This window comes from Streptomyces sp. LUP47B, assembly GCF_001746295.1.
In the GTDB taxonomy this organism is placed as follows: domain Bacteria; phylum Actinomycetota; class Actinomycetes; order Streptomycetales; family Streptomycetaceae; genus Streptomyces.
In genome coordinates this window covers 133343-152724 of the sequence record NZ_MJAH01000010.1, presented here as the reverse complement: position 1 = coordinate 152724, position 19382 = coordinate 133343, and the positions used below count along the sequence as shown (strand labels likewise).

18 protein-coding genes and 1 pseudogene are annotated in these 19382 nt (G+C 69.5%); 10 read left to right on the top strand and 9 right to left on the bottom strand.

The genetic code is table 11. The features are described 5' to 3' along the window. Window positions 1-99 precede the first annotated feature (99 nt). The 4 genes and pseudogenes from secG to pgi all read left to right on the top strand — a co-directional run. The gene (gene secG, locus BFN33_RS28730; protein WP_069763047.1) at window positions 100-330 is read left to right on the top strand and encodes a preprotein translocase subunit SecG; all 231 of its coding nucleotides are present in this window, start codon (window positions 100-102) and stop codon (window positions 328-330) included. A gap of 214 nt (window positions 331-544) precedes the next feature. Further along, entirely contained in the window at window positions 545-880 is a 336-nt protein-coding gene (locus BFN33_RS28725; protein ID WP_006349936.1) for an RNA polymerase-binding protein RbpA, read from the top strand. 187 nt (window positions 881-1067) lie between these two features. Then, window positions 1068-1931: pseudogene (locus BFN33_RS28720) on the top strand (glucose-6-phosphate isomerase); the annotation flags it as partial. Between the two features lies 1 nt (window position 1932). Then, window positions 1933-2953, top strand: a 1021-nt coding sequence (pgi, locus tag BFN33_RS28715; protein WP_141758001.1) for a glucose-6-phosphate isomerase, incomplete at its 5' end; no start/stop codon positions are given. A gap of 66 nt (window positions 2954-3019) precedes the next feature. On the opposite strand, the gene pgl is transcribed toward pgi, so the two are convergent. The 5 genes from pgl to tkt are packed head-to-tail and all read right to left on the bottom strand — an operon-like array spanning window position 3020 to window position 9714. Beyond that, window positions 3020-3802 (bottom strand): 6-phosphogluconolactonase, encoded by a 783-nt coding sequence (gene pgl, locus BFN33_RS28710; RefSeq protein WP_069763046.1) that lies wholly within the window; start codon window positions 3800-3802, stop codon window positions 3020-3022. Continuing rightward, a complete protein-coding gene (gene opcA, locus BFN33_RS28705; protein ID WP_069763045.1) occupies window positions 3799-4950 on the bottom strand; it encodes a glucose-6-phosphate dehydrogenase assembly protein OpcA in 1152 nt (383 codons plus the stop codon). The genes pgl and opcA overlap by 4 nt, the downstream gene beginning before the upstream one ends. Continuing rightward, entirely contained in the window at window positions 4947-6470 is a 1524-nt protein-coding gene (zwf, locus tag BFN33_RS28700; protein WP_062038381.1) for a glucose-6-phosphate dehydrogenase, read from the bottom strand. Before zwf ends, opcA begins: the two co-directional genes overlap by 4 nt. 4 nt (window positions 6471-6474) lie before the next feature. After that, window positions 6475-7593: a transaldolase gene (gene tal / locus BFN33_RS28695; protein ID WP_069763044.1), complete on the bottom strand. Its 1119-nt coding sequence runs from the start codon at window positions 7591-7593 to the stop codon at window positions 6475-6477. 33 nt (window positions 7594-7626) lie between these two features. After that, on the bottom strand, window positions 7627-9714 hold the full coding sequence (gene tkt / locus BFN33_RS28690; RefSeq protein ID WP_069763043.1) for a transketolase: 2088 nt from the start codon (window positions 9712-9714) through the stop codon (window positions 7627-7629). 353 nt (window positions 9715-10067) lie between these two features. On the opposite strand from tkt, the gene BFN33_RS28685 reads away from it, so the two are divergent. The 4 genes from BFN33_RS28685 to BFN33_RS28670 all read left to right on the top strand — a co-directional run bounded on the left by BFN33_RS28685 (window position 10068) and on the right by BFN33_RS28670 (window position 13343). Continuing rightward, window positions 10068-11021, top strand: a complete 954-nt coding sequence (locus BFN33_RS28685; protein WP_069763042.1) for a heme o synthase — start codon at window positions 10068-10070, stop codon at window positions 11019-11021. 44 nt (window positions 11022-11065) lie between these two features. Then, window positions 11066-11398, top strand: a complete 333-nt coding sequence (locus BFN33_RS28680; RefSeq protein WP_069763041.1) for a hypothetical protein — start codon at window positions 11066-11068, stop codon at window positions 11396-11398. Window positions 11399-11501: 103 nt separating this feature from the next. Next, entirely contained in the window at window positions 11502-12608 is a 1107-nt protein-coding gene (locus BFN33_RS28675) for an amidohydrolase family protein (RefSeq protein WP_069763040.1), read from the top strand. 18 nt (window positions 12609-12626) lie between these two features. After that, window positions 12627-13343 carry a nucleotidyltransferase domain-containing protein gene (locus BFN33_RS28670; RefSeq protein ID WP_069763039.1) on the top strand — a complete coding sequence of 239 codons (717 nt, stop codon included), beginning with the start codon at window positions 12627-12629 and terminating at the stop codon, window positions 13341-13343. Here the strand turns inward: BFN33_RS28670 and BFN33_RS28665 are convergent. The 4 genes from BFN33_RS28665 to BFN33_RS28650 all read right to left on the bottom strand — a co-directional run bounded on the left by BFN33_RS28665 (window position 13298) and on the right by BFN33_RS28650 (window position 17021). Then, the gene (locus tag BFN33_RS28665; protein ID WP_069763038.1) at window positions 13298-14320 is read right to left on the bottom strand and encodes a heme A synthase; all 1023 of its coding nucleotides are present in this window, start codon (window positions 14318-14320) and stop codon (window positions 13298-13300) included. The two genes, BFN33_RS28670 and BFN33_RS28665, sit on opposite strands and share 46 nt — an antisense overlap. A gap of 38 nt (window positions 14321-14358) precedes the next feature. After that, window positions 14359-15129, bottom strand: coding sequence for an ABC transporter permease (locus BFN33_RS28660; RefSeq protein WP_069763037.1), 771 nt, complete (start codon window positions 15127-15129; stop codon window positions 14359-14361). Between the two features lie 88 nt (window positions 15130-15217). After that, window positions 15218-16141 carry an ABC transporter ATP-binding protein gene (locus BFN33_RS28655; protein WP_069763276.1) on the bottom strand — a complete coding sequence of 308 codons (924 nt, stop codon included), beginning with the start codon at window positions 16139-16141 and terminating at the stop codon, window positions 15218-15220. 10 nt (window positions 16142-16151) lie between these two features. After that, window positions 16152-17021, bottom strand: coding sequence for an aminoglycoside N(3)-acetyltransferase (locus BFN33_RS28650; protein ID WP_069763036.1), 870 nt, complete (start codon window positions 17019-17021; stop codon window positions 16152-16154). Between the two features lie 161 nt (window positions 17022-17182). Here BFN33_RS28650 and BFN33_RS28645 point away from each other — a divergent pair, with 161 nt between their 5' ends. Next, window positions 17183-17926 (top strand): metalloregulator ArsR/SmtB family transcription factor, encoded by a 744-nt coding sequence (locus BFN33_RS28645; RefSeq protein WP_069763035.1) that lies wholly within the window; start codon window positions 17183-17185, stop codon window positions 17924-17926. Beyond that, complete coding sequence (gene sufB, locus BFN33_RS28640; protein ID WP_069763034.1) at window positions 17923-19344, top strand: Fe-S cluster assembly protein SufB; 1422 nt, start codon at window positions 17923-17925, stop codon at window positions 19342-19344. The genes BFN33_RS28645 and sufB overlap by 4 nt, the downstream gene beginning before the upstream one ends. Window positions 19345-19382 lie beyond the last annotated feature (38 nt).

Genomic DNA, 19382 nt, shown 5'->3' with positions numbered 1-19382 from the left:
GACCTGGCGAGGATCCGTCGTACCCTTGCGGGGGCATGGCCCTGAAGGCCGTGCCCCCGTCGTTCATCCGAATCCGAGAGAGTTGGTCCAGCCGTGGTTATGGGGTTCTCGATCGCCCTGATCATCTTCAGCGGCCTGATGATGCTGCTGGTGCTCATGCACAAGGGCAAGGGCGGCGGCCTCTCCGACATGTTCGGTGGCGGTATGCAGTCCTCCGTCGGCGGCTCCTCGGTCGCCGAGCGCAACCTCGACCGGATCACCATCGTGGTCGGTCTGCTGTGGTTCGCGTGCGTCATCGTGCTCGGTCTCCTCATCAAGACGAACAGCTGAGCGGCGACACCACACACAGCACGTACATTCCGCACGTAAGGCCCCATGTTCGGTACGCGCAGCTGAGCGCGGCCTATCATGGGGCTTGCGTCTAGGTGTGGGGGCTGTAACTCCAATCACTGGACGCGCGTTGGGCCTTACGTAGACTGAGGCGCTCGCAACGAAGCGACACGCCGACTCGCTTCGCGGCACCATCACGCAGGGAGTTACGACCGTGGCAAGTGGCAACGCGATCCGAGGTAGCCGGGTCGGGGCGGGGCCGATGGGCGAAGCCGAGCGGGGCGAGTCCGCGCCCCGTCTGCGCATCTCCTTCTGGTGCTCCAACGGGCACGAGACGCAGCCCAGCTTCGCCAGCGACGCGCAGGTCCCCGATACCTGGGACTGCCCGCGCTGCGGCTTTCCCGCCGGACAGGACCAGGACAACCCGCCGGACCCACCGCGCACCGAGCCGTACAAAACGCACCTCGCGTACGTACGGGAGCGGCGCAGCGACGCCGACGGCGAGGCGATCCTCGCCGAGGCGCTCGCCAAACTGAGGGGCGAGATCTAGAGTCGACAGCCGGCCGGACACCGAGAGGTGCCTGGCCGGAGCGGTTTCAGCCTCGGCCGACGCGCTGCGCGGTTCCGCCCTGCCCTGTTCGCGACGGGCTTCTTCGTACTGTCCATCGCCCAGCCGATGCGCTGATCAACCAGGTTGGAACAGCTGGGACAGGCACGAAAGAAGGCTGAAGTCGGACATGAACGCAGACGGCCGTACCAGGCTCAACCGGACGCCCGAGTGGACCGCGCTGGCCGAGCACCGCGAAGAGCTCGGCGAAGTGCAGTTGAGGGAGCTGTTCGCCGCCGATGCCGGACGCGGCACCGGGTACACACTGCGGGTCGGTGACCTGCACGTCGACTACTCCAAGCACCTGGTCACCGACGAGACGCTGCGGCTGCTGCGCGAACTCGCCGCCGCGACCGACGTCTTCGGCCTGCGGGACGCCATGTTCCGCGGCGAGAAGATCAACGTCACCGAGAACCGGGCCGTGCTGCACACCGCGCTGCGCGCCCCGCGGGACGCCGTGATCGAGGTCGACGGGGAGAACGTCGTACCGGGCGTGCACGCCGTGCTCGACAGGATGAGCGACTTCGCGAACCGGGTCCGCTCCGGCGAGTGGACCGGTCACACCGGCAGGCGCATCAAGAACGTCGTCAACATCGGCATCGGCGGCTCCGACCTCGGTCCCGCGATGGCGTACGAGGCCCTGCGGGCCTACACGGCACGGGAGTTGACCTTCCGTTTCGTGTCCAACGTGGACGGCGCCGACCTGCACGAGGCGGTGCGGGACCTGGACCCGGCGGAGACCCTGTTCATCGTCGCGTCCAAGACCTTCACCACGATCGAGACGATCACCAACGCCACCTCGGCCCGCACCTGGCTGCTCGAAGGCCCGGCCGGACTCCACGACGACAAGGCCGTCGCCAAGCACTTCGTCGCCCTGTCGACGAACGCCGAGAAGGTCACGGACTTCGGCATCGACCCGGACAACATGTTCGAGTTCTGGGACTGGGTCGGCGGCCGCTACTCCTTCGACTCGGCGATCGGCCTGTCGCTGATGNCACGATCGAGACGATCACCAACGCCACCTCGGCCCGCACCTGGCTGCTCGAAGGCCCGGCCGGACTCCACGACGACAAGGCCGTCGCCAAGCACTTCGTCGCCCTGTCGACGAACGCCGAGAAGGTCACGGACTTCGGCATCGACCCGGACAACATGTTCGAGTTCTGGGACTGGGTCGGCGGCCGCTACTCCTTCGACTCGGCGATCGGCCTGTCGCTGATGATCGCCATCGGCCCGGACCACTTCCGTGAGATGCTCGACGGCTTCCACCTCGTCGACGAGCACTTCCGCACCGCCCCGGCCGAGTCCAACGTACCTTTGCTCCTTGGCCTGTTGGGCATCTGGTACGGCAACTTCCACGACGCCCAGTCGCACGCGGTACTGCCGTATTCCCACTACTTGTCGAAGTTCACCGCGTATCTCCAGCAGCTGGACATGGAGTCCAACGGCAAGTCGGTGGACCGTGACGGCAACCCCGTGGAGTGGCAGACCGGCCCGGTCGTGTGGGGCACGCCCGGCACCAACGGGCAGCACGCCTACTACCAGCTCATCCACCAGGGCACGAAGCTGATCCCGGCGGACTTCATCGGCTTCGCCCGGCCGGTCGCCGAGCTGTCCGACGCGCTCAGGGCGCAGCACGACCTGCTGATGGCGAACTTCTTCGCCCAGACGCAGGCGCTGGCCTTCGGCAAGACCCCGGACGAGGTGCGTGCGGAGGGGGTGGCCGAGGAGCTGGTCCCGCACAAGACGTTCAAGGGCAACCACCCCACCACGACGATCCTGGCCCGCGAGCTGACCCCGTCGGTCCTCGGCCAGCTCATCGCGCTCTACGAGCACAAGGTGTTCGTCCAGGGCGCGATCTGGAACATCGACTCCTTCGACCAGTGGGGCGTCGAGCTCGGCAAGGTCCTCGCCAAGCGCGTCGAGCCGGCGCTCACGGAGGGCGCCGAGGTGCCTGGCCTGGACGCGTCCACGAAGGCCCTCGTGACGACGTACCGGGAGCTGCGCGGACGGCGGTGAGAACGCGGACGCCGGGCCCCTCCTGGGAGGGACCCGGCGTCCGAACCGCCTTCTCTGAGGCGGGTGTTACGACGAAGCCGGCGGATACAGCGACCTCGGCAGCTGGGAAGCCGCCGCCGAGTCCAGCAGCCACAGGGTGCGGGCCCGGCCACGGGCCCCGGCGGCCGGCGCCTGGATCTCGCCCGCGCCGGACAGGGCGATCGCCGCGGCCTGCGCCTTGTCCTCGCCGGCCGCCAGGAGCCAGACCTCACGGGCCGCGCGGATGGCGGGCAGCGTGAGGGTGACCCGGGTCGGCGGTGGCTTCGGGGCGCCGTGGACGCCGACGACCGTGCGCTCGGTCTCCCGTACCGCGGGGAGCTCCGGGAACAGGGACGCCACGTGGGTGTCCGGGCCCACGCCCAGCATCAGGACGTCGAACGTCGGGACCGCGCCGTGGTTCTCGGGACCGGCCGCCCGGGCCAGCTCCTCGGCGTAGGCCGCCGCCGCGGCCTCGACGTCGTGCCCGTGCGGACCGTCCGACGCGGGCATGGCATGCACACGCTTCGGGTCCAGGGGTACGGCGTCCAGCAGGGCCTCGCGGGCCTGCGTGACATTGCGCTCCGGGTCGCCCTCGGGCAGGAAGCGCTCGTCGCCCCACCACAGGTCCAGGCGGCTCCAGTCGACGGCGTCCCGGGCGGGCGCCGCGGCCAGCGCGGCGAGCAGGCCGTTGCCGTTGCGGCCGCCCGTGAGGACCACCGACGCCGAGCCCCGGGAGGCCTGCGCGTCCACGATCTTCGTGATCAGACGGGCCGCGGCGGCCTGCGCCATCAGCTCCTTGTCGTGGTGCACGACCAGCTGCGGCGTGCTCACTTCGCCGCCTTCCCGGACAGGCCCGAAGGGACCGGCTTCAGCGATGCCGACGGCGCCGCTTGCGGCCCGGAAGCTTTCGCAGGGCTCTCGACAGGGGCTTTGACGGCGACTTCCGCGGAGGCTCCGGTTCCGGCCGGCTCCGCGGAGAGGGAATCTCCGGAGTCGGGCTCGCCGGCGACGGAGCCGGGTTCTCCTTTGGCAGCCGGTTCCGGAAAGGGCGCCGACGGGTTCAGCCGTTCCACCCCGAACCGCAGTGCGGAGGCGTATGTGTCGTCCGGGTCGAGCCGGCGCAGCTCCTCCGCGATCAGCTCGGCGGTGTCCCGGCGCTTGAGCGCCACCGCACGGTCCGGCTGGCCCTGGATGGAGAGCGTGGCGAGCGAGCCGTCCGCGCGGTCCAGGACGATCGGACCGCTGTCCGTGTGCAGACGTACGGCCGTAAGGCCCGGACCGCCCGACAGTGACCGCTTCACCGGCACGTCCAGCCGGTCCGCCAGCCACATCGCCAGCAGCTCGCAGCTCGGGTTGAACTCCTCGCCCTCCACCTCGACGGCGTCCACCTCGCAGGTGACCTGGTCGAGCGCGGCGGCCAGCATCGAGCGCCACGGCGTGATCCGGGTCCAGGAGAGGTCTGTGTCGCCCGGGGTGTAGGTGTCGGCGCGTGCCGTCAGCTCGCGCACCGGCTGCTCGGAGGAGTAGGTGTCGGTGACCCGCCGCTGGGCGAGCGCCCCGAGCGGGTCCCCGGCCGGGTCGAGCGGTGCGTCCACCGGCCACCACACGACGACCGGCGCGTCCGGCAGCAGCAGCGGAAGGACGACCGACTGGGCGTGCTCGGCGACTTCGCCGTACAGCCGCAGCACCACCGTCTCGCCGGTGCCGGCGTCGGCACCCACCCGCACCTCGGCGTCGAGGCGGGACTGGGTGCGGTCACGAGGACTCCTCGACACCCGCTTGATGACCACCAGCGTGCGCGAGGGGTGCTCGCGGGACGCGTCGTTGGCGGCCTTGAGGGCGTCGTAGGCGTTCTCCTCGTCCGTGACGATGACCAGCGTGAGCACCATGCCGACGGCCGGCGTGCCGATGTCCCGGCGGCCCTTGACCAGGGCCTTGTTGATCTTGCTGGCGGTGGTGTCCGTGAGGTCTGTCTTCATGGCCGGCGCCAGCTCCGTCCCTCTCGTGCGAGCATTTCGTCGGCCTCGACCGGACCCCAGGTACCGGAGGGGTACTGGGCGGGCTTGCCGTGCGTGTCCCAGTACTCCTCGATCGGGTCGAGGATCTTCCAGGACAGCTCGACCTCCTCCGTGCGCGGGAAGAGGTTCGAGTCGCCGAGCAGGACGTCGAGGATCAGGCGTTCGTACGCCTCGGGAGAGGACTCCGTGAACGACTCGCCGTAGGCGAAGTCCATGGACACGTCCCGGATCTCCATCGAGGTGCCCGGCACCTTGGAGCCGAAGCGGACGGTGACGCCCTCGTCGGGCTGGACGCGGATGACGATCGCGTTGGAGCCGAGCTCCTCGGTGGCCGTCGTGTCGAAGGGGGAGTGGGGCGCGCGCTGGAAGACCACCGCGATCTCGGTGACCCGGCGGCCCAGACGCTTGCCGGTGCGCAGGTAGAAGGGGACACCCGCCCAGCGGCGGTTGTCGATCTCCACCTTGATGGCCGCGTAGGTGTCGGTCTTGGACTGGGGGTCGATGCCGTCCTCCTGGAGGTAGCCGACCGCCTTCGCGCCGCCCTGCCAGCCCGCCGCGTACTGACCGCGCACGGTGTTGCGGCCCAGGTCCTTCGGCAGCCTCACCGCGCCGAGCACCTTGGTCTTCTCGGCGGCCAGCGCGTCCGCGTCGAAGGAGGCCGGCTCCTCCATGGCGGTGAGCGCCATGAGCTGGAGGAGGTGGTTCTGGATGACGTCACGGGCCGCGCCGATGCCGTCGTAGTAGCCGGCCCGGCCGCCGATGCCGATGTCCTCGGCCATCGTGATCTGCACATGATCCACGAAGGACCGGTTCCAGATCGGCTCGAACATCGTGTTGGCGAAGCGCAGCGCCAGGATGTTCTGGACCGTCTCCTTGCCCAGGTAGTGGTCGATGCGGAAGACCTGGTCCGGGGCGAAGACCTCCTCCACGGTCGCGTTGAGCTCCTCGGCCGACTTGAGGTCGTGGCCGAAGGGCTTCTCGATGACCGCGCGCCGCCACGAGCCGCTCGACTGGTCGGCCAGCCGGTGCTTCTTCAGCTGCTGGATGACCACGGGGAAGGCCGACGGCGGCACGGACAGGTAGAAGGCGAAGTTGCCGCCGGTGCCCTGTGCCTTGTCGAGTTCGTCGATGGTGTCGCGCAGCCGCTCGAACGAGTCGTCGTCGTCGAAAGTGCCCTGGACGAAGCGCATCCCCTGGATGAGCTGCTGCCAGACCTCCTCACGGAACGGCGTCCTCGCGTGCTCCTTGACGGCGTCGTGGACGACTTCCGCGAAGTCCTCGTTCTCCCAGTCCCGCCGGGCGAAGCCGACCAGCGAGAAGCCCGGTGGCAGCAGACCCCGGTTCGCGAGGTCGTACACGGCGGGCATGAGCTTCTTTCGTGACAAATCGCCCGTGACGCCGAAGATGACCAGGCCCGACGGCCCCGCGATACGCGGGAGCCGTCGGTCGGCGGGGTCACGCAGCGGGTTGCTGCTCGACAAGGGTTCAGCCCTCCGATGGGGCGAGGCGCTGAAGCTCCGCCTCGGTCGACTTGAGCAGGTCGTTCCAGGAGGCCTCGAACTTGTCGACGCCCTCGTCCTCGAGGAGCTGTACCACCTCGTCGTACGAGATCCCGAGCTTCTCGACCGCGTCGAGTTCCGCACGGGCCTGCTCGTACGTACCGGTGATCGCGTTGCCGCGGATCTCGCCCTGCTCCTCGGTGGCGAACAGGGTCGCCTCCGGCATGGTGTTCACCGTGTTCGGCGCGACCAGTTCCTCGACGTACATGGTCTTCTTGTACGCCGGGTCCTTGACGCCGGTCGAGGCCCACAGCGGGCGCTGCTTGTTCGCGCCGGCGTTCTCCAGCTTCGACCAGCGGTCGCCCGAGAAGACCTCCTCGTACGCCTGGTAGGCGAGGCGCGCGTTGGCGACGCCGGCCTTGCCGCGGGCGGCCTTGGCCTCGTCGGTGCCGAGCGCGTCGAGGCGCTTGTCGATCTCGGTGTCCACACGGGACACGAAGAAGGACGCCACGGAGTGGATCTTCGACAGGTCGAGACCCCGCTCCTTGGCCTTCTCCAGGCCCGCCAGGAAGGCCTCCATGACCTCGCGGTACCGCTCGAGCGAGAAGATCAGCGTGACGTTGACGCTGATCCCGAGGCCGATCACGTCGGTGATCGCCGGGATGCCGGCGCGGGTGGCCGGGATCTTGATGAGGGTGTTGGGGCGGTCCACCAGCCAGGCGAGCTGCTTGGCCTCGGCGACCGTCGCCTTCTCGTTGTGCGCCAGGCGCGGGTCGACCTCGATCGACACGCGACCGTCCTGGCCGCCCGTGGCGTCGAAGACCGGGCGCAGGATGTCGGCCGCGTCCCGGACATCCGCCGTGGTGATCATGCGGATGGCCTCTTCGACCGTGACCTTGCGGGCAGCGAGGTCGGACAGCTGCAGGTCGTAGCCGTCGCCCTCGGAGATCGCCTTCTGGAAGATCGACGGGTTGGTGGTGACGCCCACGACGTGCTGCTGGTCGATCAGCTCGGCGAGGTTGCCGGACGTGATCCGCTTGCGCGACAGGTCGTCCAGCCAGATCGCCACGCCTTCCTCGGAGAGGCGCTTGAGTGCGTCTGTCATGGAATTACATCTCCTACGTGTCGTATGTGAGCGTCAGCGCTGGGCGGCGGCGAGAGATTCCCGCGCCTTCGCGGCCACGTTCTCGCCAGTGAAGCCGAATTCCTGGAAGAGGACCTTGCCGTCCGCGGAAGCACCGAAGTGCTCCAGGGAAACGATGCGACCGGCGTCCCCGACGTACTTGTGCCAGCTGAGACCGATACCCGCCTCGACCGCGACACGAGCCCTCACGGCCGGGGGCAGGACGCTGTCCCGGTACCCCTGGTCCTGCTCCTCGAACCACTCCACGGACGGCATGGACACGACGCGCGTCGGCACCCCGTCGGCTTCCAGCTGCTCGCGTGCCTCGACGGCGACGTGCACCTCGGAACCGGTGGCGATGAGAATGACCTCGGGAGTCCCGGTGGAGGCCTCGAACAGGACGTAACCGCCCTTGACAGCGTCCTCGTTGGGCTCGTACGTCGGCACGCCCTGACGGGTCAGCGCCAGACCGTGCGGGGCACCCTTGCCGAACTCCTTGGTCCAGCGCTTGAGGATCTCGCGCCAGGCGATCGCGGTCTCGTTGGCGTCGGCCGGGCGGACCACGTTCAGGCCGGGGATGGCGCGCAGCGCGGCGACGTGCTCGACCGGCTGGTGCGTCGGGCCGTCCTCGCCGAGACCGATGGAGTCGTGCGTCCACACGTACGTCACCGGCAGGTGCATCAACGCCGAGAGCCGGACGGCGTTGCGCATGTAGTCGGAGAAGACGAGGAACGTACCGCCGTAGATACGGGTGTTGCCGTGCAGCGCGATGCCGTTCATCTCCGCGGCCATGGAGTGCTCGCGGATACCGAAGTGGATCGTGCGGCCGTACGGGTCCGCCTCCGGCAGCGGGTTGTCCGCCGGGAGGAACGAACTGTTCTTGTCGATCGTGGTGTTGTTCGAGCCCGCGAGGTCGGCCGAGCCGCCCCACAGCTCGGGGATGACCGCGCCGAGGGCCTGGAGGACCTTGCCGGACGCGGCACGGGTGGCGACACCCTTGCCGGGCTCGAAGACCGGAATCGAGGACTCCCAGTCCTTGGGCAGCTCACCCGCGGCGATGCGGTCGAACTCGGCCGCGCGCTCGGTGTTGTTGCTCCGCCACTCCTGGAAGGACTTCTCCCACTCGGCCCTGGCCTGACGGCCGCGCTCCAGCGCCTGGCGGGTGTGCTCGATGACCTCGTCCGCGACCTCGAAGGACTGCTCCGGGTCGAAGCCCAGCACCCGCTTGGTCGCCGCGACCTCGTCGTCGCCGAGCGCCGAGCCGTGTGCGGCCTCGGTGTTCTGGGCGTTCGGGGCGGGCCAGGCGATGATCGAGCGCATCGCGATGAAGGACGGCCGGTCGGTGACCGCCTTCGCCTTCTGGATCGCCTCGAAGATCGCGACCGGGTCGAGGTCACCGTTGGCCTGCGGCGCGACACGCTGGACGTGCCAGCCGTACGCCTCGTAGCGCTTGACGGTGTCCTCGGAGACGGCCGTCTCGGTGTCGCCCTCGATCGAGATGTGGTTGTCGTCCCACAGCAGGACGAGGTTGCCGAGCTTCTGGTGGCCGGCCATCGAGGACGCCTCGGCGGAGATGCCCTCCTGGAGGCAGCCGTCACCGGCGATGGCGAAGACGAAGTGGTCGAAGGGGGAGGTGCCCTCGGGGGCCTCCGGGTCGAACAGACCGCGCTCGTAGCGGGCGGCCATCGCCATGCCGACGGCGTTGGCGACACCCTGGCCGAGCGGACCGGTGGTCGTCTCGACGCCCTTGGTGTGGCCGTACTCCGGGTGGCCCGGGGTCTTCGAGCCCCAGGTGCGGAACGCCTTCAGGTCATCCAGCTCCAGGCCGAAACCGGCCAGGTACAGCTGGGTGTAGAGGGTCAGGGACGAGTGGCCGGCGGACAGCACGAAGCGGTCGCGTCCGACCCAGTCGGGGTCGGCCGGGTCGTGCCGCATCACCTTCTGGAAGAGGGTGTAGGCGGCGGGCGCCAGGCTCATCGCCGTACCCGGATGGCCGTTTCCGACCTTCTGTACGGCGTCGGCGGCCAGGACGCGGGCGGTGTCGACGGCCCGCTGGTCCAACTCGGTCCACTCGAGGTCTGTGGTGGTCGGCTTGGTGCTCACCCTGGGTCAGGGCTCCTCTCCACATGTCACGCATGTCGAATGCCGGTGCACGGGACGCCCGGCCGTTGTCGAGCCTACCCCCGTAAGTACGTGCGTTTTTTCGAGTCATTCCAGACTGCCGGGCCGTGCGGACATCCGCCTCCCGACTGGCCCGTACCGCATTCGGCAACTGAATACGCAGCCGCTCGTAAGAGTGCTCAACCGAGTGCGCCCGAGCTCTTCCGGGGGCGTCCCCGGACACGACCCGACCCCCGCGAATACCGGGGTATGGGCAACGTCTACAGTGGCGTGGTACGCGCGAGCCTTTACCGCGACTTCACACGGGCGAGGCTTGCTGGGATGTCTCTGTAGGGGTGTGCGTGACGGCCGTCGAATCCCGTCCAGCGGGTGTGCTCGGTGCGAGCCAGAGCCCGGTTCACCGGCCGTTCGGGGCCCGTGTCAAGGCGTTCGTGGCGCTGACCAAGCCTCGGATCATCGAGCTGCTGCTCATCACCACCGTTCCGGTGATGTTCCTGGCGCAGCAGGGGGTGCCGGACCTGAAGCTGGTCCTGCTCACCTGTGTCGGCGGCTACCTCTCGGCGGGCGGCGCCAACGCGCTCAACATGTACATCGACCGCGACATCGACGCGCTCATGGACCGCACCTCGCAGCGTCCACTGGTGACCGGCATGGTGTCGCCGCGCGAGTGTCTGGCCTTCGGCATCACGCTGGCGGTCGTCTCGACGCTCCTGTTCGGGCTCACCGTCAACTGGCTGAGCGCCTGGCTCTCCCTCGGAGCGCTCCTCTTCTACGTCGTCGTCTACACGATGATCCTCAAGCGCCGTACCTCGCAGAACATCGTGTGGGGCGGCATCGCCGGCTGCCTCCCGGTCCTCATCGGCTGGTCGTCCGTCACGAACTCCATGGCGTGGGCGCCGATCATCCTCTTCCTGGTCATGTTCTTCTGGACGCCGCCGCACTACTGGCCGCTGTCCATGAAGGTGCGCGAGGACTACGCGCGCGTGGGCGTACCGATGCTGCCGGTGGTCGCCTCCAACAAGGTGGTCGCCAAGCAGATCGTCCTCTACAGCTGGGTGATGGTCGGGGTGTCGCTGCTGCTTCAGCCGCTCGGCTACACCGGCTGGTTCTACACGGCGGTCGCGCTGCTCGCCGGCGGCTTCTGGCTGTGGGAGGCGCACGGACTGCAGAACCGCGCCAGGGCCGAGGTGACGGGCGCGAAGCTCAAGGAGATGCGGCTGTTCCACTGGTCGATCACCTATGTGTCGATCCTCTTCCTCGCGGTGGCGGTCGACCCCTTCCTGAGGTAAGGGTCACGTCGCCGTTGCCTCTACCCGTCGGTAGCATCCTGGTCATGGCAGACACGCAGCAGGTTGACGCGAAGGCCGAGCGCAAGGCCGCCCGCCTCGCCAAGCAGATCAGCGCCTTCTCCAAGGAGCACGGCGGCGCCGAGGGCCAGCTGGCCTACGTCGGCGAGCGCGGCGCCCGGATCGTCCTCGTCGGCGAGGACGGCGGCTGGGGCGACCTGATGGCCCCCACGTACGGGATCGCCGAGAAGGCCGTCGAGAAGTCCGGCATCACCGTTCACGAGGAGTTCGACGGCGAGTTCGCCGCGAAGGTGAGGACGGGGCCGTACGAGTGGACCCGGATGGCGGGCATCCAGGTCGGCGGCCCGTCGAACGGCTGAGGTCTGCCGGTTTTCGTACGGGGTGTGCGACAGCAGCACCTGATGCCCGGTTCACCCGTTAGGACCTGTGAGCAGCGACACGGTCCAGCATCGGGGAGCCCGGATGATCGAAACGCCGTCCCTCGTGGACCAGTACTGCCACGGCGTGCTGAGGACGGAGCTGGGTCTCGGCACCTTCGAGACCCAGCTGGCCCGCACCGAGGGCCCGCCCGCCGCCGGGACCACGCTGTTCGACACCCAGACCGGTTTCGCCGTACGGCGATGGTGCCCGCCCCTGCTCGGTCTGGAACCGCACTGTCCGCCCGCCCGCTATCTGGCCCGGCGCCGGGAACTCGGCGTACTGGAAGCGGGTCGCAGGCTGCTGCGCGGCAGCGGAATCACTACGTATCTGGTCGACACCGGGCTGCCCGGTGACCTCACCGGACCCACCGAGCTGGCCTCCGCCGCGGCCGCCGAGGCCCGCGAGATCGTGCGCCTGGAGCTCCTCGCCGAACAGGTCGCCGACACCTCCGGCACCGTCGAGTCCTTCCTCGCCAACCTCGCCGAGTCGGTGCACGGAGCCGCCGCGAGCGCGGTCGCCTTCACGTCGGTGGCGGGGGTACGACACGGCCTGGCGCTCGCGCCCGAGCCGCCGGGTCCGGGAGAGGTGCGGGGCGCGGCGGGCCGATGGCTGGCGGGCCGCCGGGTGGGCGGCGAGCTGTCCGACCCGGTTCTCCTACGGCACCTGCTGTGGATCGCGGCCGCCTCGGGCCTGCCCCTCCAGCTGCACGCCGGGCTCGGCGAACCGGGTCTGCGTATCGACCGCACCGATCCCGTCCTGCTCACCGACTTCGTCCGGGCCACCGCGGGTCTGGGCACCGACCTGGTCCTGCTGCACAGCTACCCCTACCACCGGCACGCCGCCCATCTCGCCGGCGTCTTCCCGCACGTCTACGCCGACTCCGGAGCCGCCCTCGTCCGCACCGGCGCCCGCGCGGCGACCGTCCTCGCGGAGATCCTGGAACTGGCCCCCTTCGGCAAGATCGTCTTCTCCAGCGGGGCCCACAGCCTGCCCGAACTGCATGTCGTGGGCGCCCACCTGTTCCGCGAGGCGCTGGCCCGGGTGCTGGGCGGCTGGGTCGCGGAGGGGGCCTGGTCACTGGCGGACGCGCAGCGGGTGGCGGGCCTCATCGCGGCGGGGAACGCGCGCAGGGTGTACGGGCTGGAGTGAGCTGTACAGGATGGGTGCATGCAGACCGAGGTGTTACTCGACCGCTTCCTGACCGGACTCGCCCCGCTCACGCCCGTCGCCGTCTGGGCCCACGGTTCCCTCGCGGGCGGCGACTACCAGGAGGGCCGCAGCGACCTGGACCTGATCGCCATCCTGCCCTCGCTGACACCCCGCACGGTCTGGCGGCTGGCGAAGGCACACGCCCGGCTGCGGGCCGAGCCACTGTCCGGGTACCTGCACTGCACCTACCTGACGCCCTCGGCCGACATGGACCGCCGCCACCTCACCTGGGCGCACGAGGAGCTGTTCAAGCGGCCGGTCACCCCGGTGACCCGGCGTGAACTGCACAGCTTCGGGCGGGTCTTGCTGGGGAGACAGCCCGCGGAACTGCTGCCGCCGGTGTCGGACCGCGAGCTCGCCGACTTCGTCGTCCGTGACCAGCGCGACTTCTGGCGCCCGGCCCTCGACAACGCGCCGCTGTGGACCAGGGACGTGTGGGTCGACCTGGGGCTGCTGACCTTCGCCCGCGCGAGCGTCACCCTGCGGGAGGGGCGACTGATCAGCAAGCGCGAGGCGCTGGAACGGCTGCCGGGACTCGGGGCGCCCGTGGAGGTCGTCGAGGACATCCGGGGGCGGCGCTACGGCGAGCCCGGACCCGCCGTCGAGAACAGGGCAGCGCTGACCCGCGGCTACCTGGGCCCGGCGATCGACGGACTGGTGGCGGCGTACGACTGAGCCGGGACCTCGGCCGAATCACCCTCGGACCGCTCCCGCAGGGCCAGCAGGACACGCAGGACCGCGATCCACACCAGGGCCGAGCCGAGCATGTGCAGGCCGACCAGGAACTCTGGCAGATCGGTGAAGTACTGGACGTAGCCGATCACGCCCTGGGAGAGGAGGACCAGGAAGAGGTCGCGGGTGCGGTGCAGGGGCCCCTTGGGGGCGTCGACCGCCTTGAGGATGAACCACAGGGCAAAGGTCAGCGACACCACGATCCAGGCCAGGACGGCGTGCACCTTGGCCACCGTCTCCCAGTCCAGCGGCATCCGGTCGACCTCGCTGGAGTCACCGGCGTGCGGTCCGGCGCCGGTCACGACCGTGCCGACCAGGATCAGCAGGGCGGCGGCCGCGACCAGGAACCACACCAGCTGCTGCACGGGCTTGCCGACCAGCGGACGGGGTGCCGTGTCGCCCTCGCGGGTGCGCTGCCACATCACCGCGGCGACCGTGATCAGGGCCGTCGTCGCCACGAAGTGGGCCGCGACGGTGTACGGGTTGAGCCCCACGAGGACGACGATGCCGCCGAGGATCGCGTTGCTCATCACGATCCAGAACTGCGCCCAGCCCAGCCGGGTCAGGCTGCGCCGGTACGGCTTCTCGGACCGCGCGGCGATGATCGCCCACCCGACGGCGGCGCACAGCACATACGTCAGCATCCGGTTGCCGAACTCGATCGCGCCGTGGAAGCCCATCGCGCTGGTCGCGGTCAGCGAGTCGTCCGTGCACTTGGGCCAGGTCGGGCACCCGAGCCCCGACCCGGTCAGCCGCACCGCCCCGCCGGTGACCACGATGACCACCGCCATGACGAGCGCGGAGAGAGCCGCCCGCTGAACCGTCCGGGGAGTCGGGGTCCAGCGTGCGGCGATGAAGGCGAGCGGGTTGCGGACGGCCGCTACGGCGTCGGCGCGGGTCAGGTTCGGCACGCTTTCCATCGTAGGGGGCCGCTTGTGCACGCTTTCACGAGGGCCCCCTACTCCCAGCGGAAGAAACGTCCGGCCAGGGCCAGGCCCGCCACGGCCCACACCGCCAGAATCCCCAGGTCGCCCCACGGCATCCCGGCCCCGTGCTGCAGCACGTCCCGCAGGCCGTCCGACAGGGCCGTGATCGGCAGCAGGGCCAGTACGTCCTGGGCGCCTGAAGGGAACTTGGACAGGGGGACCATCACTCCGCCGCCCACCAGCAGCAGGAGAAAGACCAGGTTCGCCGCGGCCAGGGTCGCCTCCGCCTTCAGGGTGCCTGCCATCAGGAGGCCGAGACCCGAGAACGCCGCCGTGCCCAGGATCAGCAGGAGCAGCACGGACAACGGGTTGCCGTGCGGGGACCAGCCCAGCGTGAAGGCGATCACCGTCAGCAGGATCACCTGGAGGATCTCCGTCACCAGGACCGACGCCGTTTTCGCCGTCATCAGGCCCCAGCGGGGGAGCGGGGAGGAGGCCAGGCGCTTCAGGACGCCGTATCGGCGTTCGAAGCCGGTCGCGATCGCCTGGCCCGTGAAGGCCGTCGACATGACCGCCAGGGCCAGGACGCCGGGGGTGAGGAAGTCCACCGCCTTGCCCTCGTCGGTGTCGATGATGTCCACCGAGCTGAACAGCACCAGGACCAGGGTCGGGATCACCACCGTCAGCAGGAGCTGTTCGCCGTTGCGCAGGAGCATCTTCGTCTCCAGGACCGCCTGGGTCGCGATCATGCGCCCCAGCGGTGCCGCGCCCGGCTTCGGGGTGTACATACCGGTGGCCGTCACGCGCGCAGCTCCTTGCCCGTCAGTTCCAGGCTGTGTCTTCCCGGGGGACGACCCCCGGACCCCCGGCAGATCCTTGTGCGGGCCGACGTCATGAGCGCAACTCCTTGCCCGTGAGCTCCAGAAACACGTCTTCCAGGGTGTGCCGTTCCACCGAGATCTTCTCCGGCATCACGCCGTGCTGGGCGCACCAGGACGTCACCGTCGCCAGCAGTTGCGGGTTGACCTTGCCGACCACCCGGTAGGAGCCGGGGGTCAGCTCCGCCGCTGAGCAGTCGGCGGGGAGGGCCTTGAGGAGAGAGCCCACGTCGAGCCCGGGGCGGCCCATGAAGCGCAGGGTGTTCTCGGCGCCGCCCCGGCACAGCTCCTCCGGGCTGCCCTGGGCGATGACCCGGCCGCCGTCGATGATCGCCACGTCGTCGGCGAGCTGCTCCGCCTCGTCCATGTAGTGCGTGGTGAGGATGACCGAGACGCCGTCCGCGCGCAGGTCGCGGACCAGGTCCCAGGTCGAGCGGCGGGCCTGTGGGTCCAGGCCGGCGGTCGGCTCGTCCAGGAACACCAGCTCCGGGCGGCCGACCACGGCCATGGCGAGCGCCAGCCGCTGCTGCTGGCCTCCGGACAGGCGCCGGTACGTCGTCCTGCCGCAGCCGCCGAGGCCCAGGCGCTCGATCAGCGTGTCCACGTCGAGCGGGTGTGCGTGGAGCCTGGCCACGTGCCGCAGCATCTCGTCGGCCCGGGCGCCCGAGTACACGCCCCCGGACTGCAGCATCACGCCGATCCTCGGGTGCAGCTCACGGGCCTGCCGCACCGGGTCGAGGCCCAGGACCCGTACCGTGCCGGAGTCCGGCTTCCGGTATCCCTCGCAGGTCTCGACCGTCGTCGTCTTTCCCGCGCCGTTGGGCCCGAGTACGGCGGTCACGCCCGCCCGGGTCACCAGGTCGAGGCCGTCCACAGCGGTCTTCGTGCCGTACCGCTTCACCAGGGCGTGGACCTGGACCACGGGCTCACTTCGCATGCGCCCGAGTCTAGGTTCGCCGCCCACGCCGCAGACGGGCGGGTGCAGGATCTCCACCCGGATCCCCGCTCAGGGCGTTCCGGGGGATGTCTTCGCGTGACCGATGCAGCGTCAGCCACCGCTGCGCGTACCGCACGGCGTCCGCCACCGGGAACAGCCGAGTGTCGGCCGCGCCCGCCTTTCCCCGTACGACGACGCCGCTGTCCCGCTCGAAGTCGTACCCCAGTTCGTCGAAGCGGTCCGAAGTGATCGAGACCTCCGTCACCACCTCCCATCCGTCCGGTCCCGGGCGGCCGACCCGCACCAGTGGGGCCGGGACGCGGTACTCGGCGAGATGGAAGCTCGTGCAGGTGTCGTAGCCCGCGCCGAGGAGCAGCACGCGCGCGTGGAGGGCCTCGAGGCGGGCCAGCGGGCTGTGCTCGCCGAGGCGGCAGTCTGGGGCGTGGCCGTCCAGGACCGCGTGCGCGCGGGGGCCTATCGCCGCGAAGGAGGTCTGCGGGTGCGCGCTGCGCCGGGCGCCCGGCCAGGTGCGCACCGTCTCCGGGATCACGCCGACCCCGCGCGAGGGCGTGACGAGGGGGTCGTAGGCGGGCATGGTCGCCCGGATCGTGGGCCACCACTCCTCGGGCACCGGCGGGTTGCTCCACACCGCCGGGTCGGAGAGATCGCCGGTCTGGGTGGGGACCACGAGGGTGCCGTCCGGGCCGAGGGCGTCCAGCAGTGCCTGGACCACCGCGACCGGGCCTCCGCAGACCCAGCCGAGGGCGCTCAGTGAGGAGTGCACGAGGAGGATCTCGCCGCTGCGGACACCCAGCTCACGCAGCTGCCCCGCGAGGGTGCTGCGGGTGACAAGTGGGCCGGTGGGAGGTGGTTTCGGCATGGTTCCGGAGTGTCCCTGACAGGACCGCGAGATGCCACCGGTTTGATCGATCAAAGATCGTTCTCCCAGGTCAGGTTAGGAGTACCTAAGTGATGCAGGGCACCGTCCACCGGATGGGACACGGCTTGCCCGGTCCTGAGGAATTACGCAACAATGGCGTTGTGAAAAACGTCGGCGAGGCTCGGGAGACCCCCACGGGGGCCCCTCAGGAGGAGCTCGCGACCGGTGAGCGGTCCACCCGCAACCGCGTCGCGCGATCCATCCTGGACCACGGCCCGTCGACCGTCGCCGAGCTGGCCGGACGGCTGGGACTCACCCATGCGGCCGTACGACGCCATCTGGACGCCCTGGCGGCCGACGAGGTCGTCGAGGCGCGGGAGCAGCGGGTGTACGGCGCGCGGACACGCGGCCGCCCCGCCAAGGTCTTCGCGCTCACCGACTGCGGCCGGGACGCCTTCGACCAGTCGTACGACAAGCTCGCCGCGGACGCCCTGAGCTGGATCCAGGAGCGGTTCGGCGGGGACGAGGCGATCGTCGCCTTCGCACGCGCGAGGATCGCAGCGCAGGCTGAGGAGTACCGCAAGGCCGTCGAGTCCGCCGCCCCCGAGGAGCGCACCGAAGCCCTGGCCAAGGCCCTGAGCGCGGACGGGTACGCTGCTACGGCGCGGAGCGCACCGGTCGGCGAGCAGCTCTGCCAGCACCACTGCCCGGTGGCCCATGTCGCTGAGAAGTTCCCCCAGCTCTGTGACGCGGAGACCGAGATCTTCTCCCAGCTGCTCGGAACGCACGTCCAGCGACTGGCGACCATCGCGCACGGCGACGGCGTCTGCACGACGTTCATCCCCAAGATTTCCCACATGTCTCATAACGCATCTGCAAGCACGGCCGGGAGGAACCCCGCATGACTCTCCCCACGGAGACTGCCCACCCCGAGCTCGAGGGCCTGGGCAACTACGAATACGGCTGGGCCGACTCCGACACGGCCGGCGCTTCCGCGCGCCGCGGTATCAACGAGGACGTCGTCCGCGACATCTCCGCGAAGAAGAACGAGCCGGAGTGGATGACCAAGCTCCGCCTCAAGGGTCTGCGCCTGTTCGGCAAGAAGCCCATGCCGAACTGGGGCTCGGACCTCTCCGGCATCGACTTCGACAACATCAAGTACTTCGTGCGTTCCACGGAGAAGCAGGCGGAGTCCTGGGAGGACCTGCCCGAGGACATCAAGAACACGTACGACAAGCTCGGCATCCCCGAGGCGGAGAAGCAGCGCCTCGTCGCCGGTGTCGCGGCCCAGTACGAGTCCGAGGTCGTCTACCACCAGATCCGCGAGGACCTGGAGGAGCAGGGCGTCATCTTCCTGGACACCGACACGGCCCTGAAGGAGCACCCGGAGCTCTTCAAGGAGTACTTCGGCACGGTCATCCCGGTCGGCGACAACAAGTTCGCGTCGCTGAACACCGCGGTGTGGTCCGGCGGCTCCTTCATCTACGTGCCGAAGGGCGTGCACGTGGAGATCCCGCTCCAGGCCTACTTCCGTATCAACACGGAGAACATGGGCCAGTTCGAGCGGACGCTGATCATCGTCGACGAGGGTGCCTACGTGCACTACGTCGAGGGTTGTACGGCCCCGATCTACAAGTCGGACTCCCTGCACTCCGCGGTCGTCGAGATCATCGTCAAGAAGAACGCCCGCTGCCGTTACACGACCATCCAGAACTGGTCGAACAACGTCTACAACCTGGTCACCAAGCGCGCCGTGGCGTACGAGGGCGCGACCATGGAGTGGATCGACGGCAACATCGGCTCCAAGGTGACGATGAAGTACCCGGCCGTCTACCTGATGGGCGAGCACGCCAAGGGCGAGACCCTGTCCATCGCCTTCGCGGGCGAGGGCCAGCACCAGGACGCCGGCTCCAAGATGGTCCACATGGCGCCGAACACGTCCTCCAACATCGTCTCCAAGTCGGTGGCGCGCGGTGGCGGCCGTACGTCCTACCGCGGTCTCGTCGAGATCGGCGAGGGCGCGCACGGCTCGAAGTCCAACGTGCTGTGCGACGCGCTGCTCGTCGACACCATCTCCCGCTCCGACACGTACCCCTACGTGGACGTCCGCGAGGACGACGTGTCCATGGGCCACGAGGCGACCGTCTCCAAGGTCTCCGAGGACCAGCTCTTCTACCTGATGAGCCGTGGTCTCTCCGAGTTCGAGGCGATGGCGATGATCGTGCGCGGCTTCGTCGAGCCCATCGCGAAGGAGCTGCCGATGGAGTACGCGCTGGAACTCAACCGGCTGATCGAGCTGCAGATGGAAGGCGCGGTCGGTTAAGACCCGCCCCACCACGACCAGCTAGCGAATTCCGACGT